This window comes from Dissulfurispira sp. (assembly GCF_036745535.1).
GTDB lineage: Bacteria > Nitrospirota > Thermodesulfovibrionia > Thermodesulfovibrionales > Dissulfurispiraceae > Dissulfurispira.
The window spans coordinates 1-3,622 of sequence record NZ_DAIOFX010000117.1; the positions used below are offsets into that span (position 1 = coordinate 1).

The 3,622-nt window shown below is 43.3% G+C and carries 3 protein-coding genes; all 3 read right to left on the reverse strand.

Annotation, left to right across the window (positions count from 1 at the left end; genetic code table 11):
- Window positions 1-1,172: UDP-N-acetylglucosamine 2-epimerase (gene neuC / locus V7L97_RS11685; RefSeq protein ID WP_333656179.1), on the reverse strand; the 1,172-nt coding region annotated here is incomplete at its 3' end.
- The gene (locus tag V7L97_RS11690) at window positions 1,163-2,326 is read right to left on the reverse strand and encodes an NAD-dependent epimerase/dehydratase family protein (protein ID WP_333656180.1); all 1,164 of its coding nucleotides are present in this window, start codon (window positions 2,324-2,326) and stop codon (window positions 1,163-1,165) included. The genes neuC and V7L97_RS11690, both read right to left, overlap by 10 nt.
- 2 nt (window positions 2,327-2,328) lie before the next feature.
- Window positions 2,329-3,372: an SDR family NAD(P)-dependent oxidoreductase gene (locus tag V7L97_RS11695; RefSeq protein ID WP_333656181.1), complete on the reverse strand. Its 1,044-nt coding sequence runs from the start codon at window positions 3,370-3,372 to the stop codon at window positions 2,329-2,331.
- Window positions 3,373-3,622 lie beyond the last annotated feature (250 nt).

A 3,622-nucleotide genomic window follows, 5' to 3' on the forward strand; every position in this document is an offset into this window, starting at 1 on the left:
CTCTTCTGTACACTTATCCTGCATGTACTTAAAATCTCCGCAATCTTTTCTCCAGCACGGCCGTCGCCGTATAAATGGTTGCCTGGGTATTTTCCATGGGCAATCTGTTTTTTTATCGCCTCTCTTATCTCATCCCTGCTGTAATTCACATCTATTACATTTTCTCCCCTTTCCCTGTGGTTCTGCCTTGTGCCTATGTTCACCACCGGCACGCCGAGATATGCGGATTCCCTGATGCCGCTGCTCGTGTTGCCTACCAGAACAGCCGCGTTGTTTATCAGCTTCGCATAGTCCTCGAAGGCAAAGTTCTTGAAGAAGTGTATGTGCCTGGGCTGGTATTTCTCCCTGAACATTCTTATGCCCTTTGATATCTCGTCCGTTCCTGCATCCATATTCGGCCAGAGCCATAATGCAGGCATGTTTATATCATTGATCGCATGAAGGGTTTCCTGCACCTGAGTACTTGCAGACTCGTATTCCGTCGTGACAGGATGTTGAGATACAACGATATAATTATTCTTCGTTACAGGAAACAAAGCGCCCACTCCGGCATATTTTTCAAAGACATCAAAATCGAGGTCAAGGTTCAAATCCCTTATGAGGTCGATGGTCGGAGAGCCTACGACATAGACATTTCCCGGATCCTCTCCCATCTTTATTACCCTCTCTGCGCTCTTTTGAGTTGCGACAAAATGGATATGCGAGAGTTTTGTGATCGCATGCCTTATGGATTCGTCTATCGAGCCCGAAAGCTCTCCGCCTTCGAGATGCGCGACAGGTATATTCATATAGCTTGCCGCCACTGCAACGGCAAGGGCTTCAAATCTGTCAGCGATTGCTATTACAATATCAGGACGGAGGTTTTCAAAGACTGTTGAGAGCTCAACAATGGCAAGGCCTGTGGATTTCGCCATTGTTATGGGCTTTCCGCCCTCGACGAGGAAGTGCACCATCTCGCTTATCTCAAAGCCGTCGGCTTCGATGATATTTATTGGGTTGCCGAATTTATGGAGAATAACAGCGCCGCCCACAACAAGCTGCAACTCGCAGTTTGAGCGTTTTTTTATTTCCTTCATTATGGATTTCATCTTCGCATAATTGCCGCGTACCGTTAACACAATGCATATTTTTCTTTTCATATCGCTTCTGCCTTCTCCTCTGTTTATTGCCATTTTGCCCTGCCCGGCAGGATTATGTCCTGCCTTATATTCTTTTTATTCTCCATCACTATCTCCAGCATCTCTGTAATAACCTTTTCTGTAAGATAATTCGGCTGAAGCCCGAGGCTTAAGAGATTGGTATTCTTTGCATTATAATAATGCTCCTCTGCCTCTTTTCTTGGATTTGGATAATTCTTTATGGTTACATCGAGGCCGAGCTTCTTTGCCGCGAATTTGACCTTATCGGCAAGCTCATTCACGCTGAATATCTCTGTGAACTGGTTCATCACCCTGAACTCGCTTTTATTAGCAGGATTTTGGACTGCAAGCCTTACGCATTGAAGGGTATCGGTAATATTTAAAAATCCCCTCTTCTGACCACCTTTACCGTAAACAGTCAGAGGAATTCCTACCACTGCCTGTGTAATAAATCGATTCAGAACCGTACCCCAGAATTCATCGTAATGGAAATGGGGCATGAGGCGGTCTTTTTTGTCCAATCTGCTCTCGGCTGTCTCGATTCCATAAACCGGCCCCTGATTTAAGTCGGTAACCCTCAGCCCCCACATCCTAACGCCAAGATAAAGCATATCGCTGTCCTGTACCTTGCTCAGATGGTAAAATGAGCCGGGAAGCTTCGGGAATGGCAGCCTGTCCTTTCTCCCGCCTTTTTCAATTTCCATGAAGCCTTCTTCTATATCAATATTCGGTGTCCCGTATTCTCCCATCGTGCCAAGCTTTATGAGATGAATATCAGGATTTATTGTCCTGATAGCCCACATAACGGCCAGTGTGGCTCTGAGGTTATTCTGTACAGTTTCCCATGAGGTGTTGTGATTGAGCATGGAATAAGGCGCAGACGGTATCTCTCCGTAATGTATTATTGTATCGGGCTCGAATTCCTTTACTACCTTGAAAAGAAAATCCTGCTCTCCTATATCGCCGACATAAACCTTGATTTCATGCCCTGTCAGCCCCTTCCATATATTTGCCCTTTCTTCGAGGTTAGGACAATCAATCAGTGGTGTTATGCCGAGTTTATCGAATATCCATCTCTTGAGATAATTATCTAATACCGCAACGCTATAGCCAAGATTTGAGAGATTCATTGCAGTAGGCCATCCGAGATAACCATCACCGCCGAGTATAAGCACCTTGCCTTTCATATTTAACAGACTTCCTCCATTAATCTATGTTTGAGGATATATGATTTTAGTTCTTCTTTAGACATAAACGGCTCGGCAGAGGATATGTACGGATTTTTAAGGGTCTTTGAAACAATGCCTTCATAGGTATAATCGATTTTGTATAAATCACGGAATGCAGGGAATATCACGAACAACTTCTCAAGCTCTATAGCCCTGCCCACCTCTTCCAGAGACATAAGCTCCTCATAAAGTTTTTCGCCGGGCTTCTTGCCTATTTCCATAATCTTTATGCTCTCAGGCTTATGCCCATACATCGGTCCTAAAATATCTATCATAACCTCTGCAAGATCCGAAATCCTGATTACAGGCATTTTTGTTACAAAAACTTCGCCACCCTTCGCTATTAACGCTGACTCAATTACAAGTCCAACTGCCTCGTCGATGGTCATTACAAACCTCGTCATTCTGCTATCTGTCAGCGTAACAGGACCGCCGTTTTTAATCTGCTTTTTGAATATGGGAACAACCGAGCCCCTCGAACCCAATACATTTCCAAACCGTGTGCTCGAAAAAATAGTCTTTTTGTCATAGCGTATCGTATTCGCAGCAGTAATAAGTTTTTCAGCCATCAATTTAGAGGTCCCCATAACATTCGTGGGATTCACAGCCTTGTCACTGCTTGTAAAAATAACCTTTCCTACATCATTCAGCAGTGCCGCTTCAATGATATTCTGCGTTCCGTTTATATTTGTCTGCACAACATCGAAGGGATTGAATTCAGACAGAATCACATGCTTGAATGCTGCTGTGTGAAAAATTACATCCACGCCCCTTGTTATCTTAATCAGCTTATCCCTGTCCCTTATATCGCCAAGGAAAAATACAGCCCTTTGGTCTCCGCGGTACTCATCTGTTAGATAAAAGAGTTCTGTCTCATTATTGTCAAAAACCCTTACTTCTTCCACATCGGACAGCAGCAGTTGCTTAAGCAGTATCTTGCCGACAGTCCCTGCCCCACCTGTAATCAGAATGCTCTTTATTCCGTTATTAGAAAAATCCTGCATCTTATCGAAAACTCCATTTAGATATAGACTTAAGGTAAGCAATAAGCATACCATTGAGCATAAAAGCATAAGCATTTGAAATACAAAACATATTTCTTATCGAGCGCACTCTCTGAGGAGCATTTTTGACATTCCCAAGAATGTCATGTCATAAAATTGACTCTATTTTGTTATCGGATTTTTGGATAAAAACTTTCACATCTGTCCAAAATAGATTTTAGAAAGACCTCCGATTCAGGTAGTATAGAAT

Coding starts and splice junctions, on each gene's coding strand:
- V7L97_RS11695 (WP_333656181.1), bottom strand. CDS start 3,372: ATGCAGGATTTTTCTAATAACGGAATAAAGAGCATTCTGATTACAGGT.
- V7L97_RS11690 (WP_333656180.1), bottom strand. CDS start 2,326: ATGAAAGGCAAGGTGCTTATACTCGGCGGTGATGGTTATCTCGGATGG.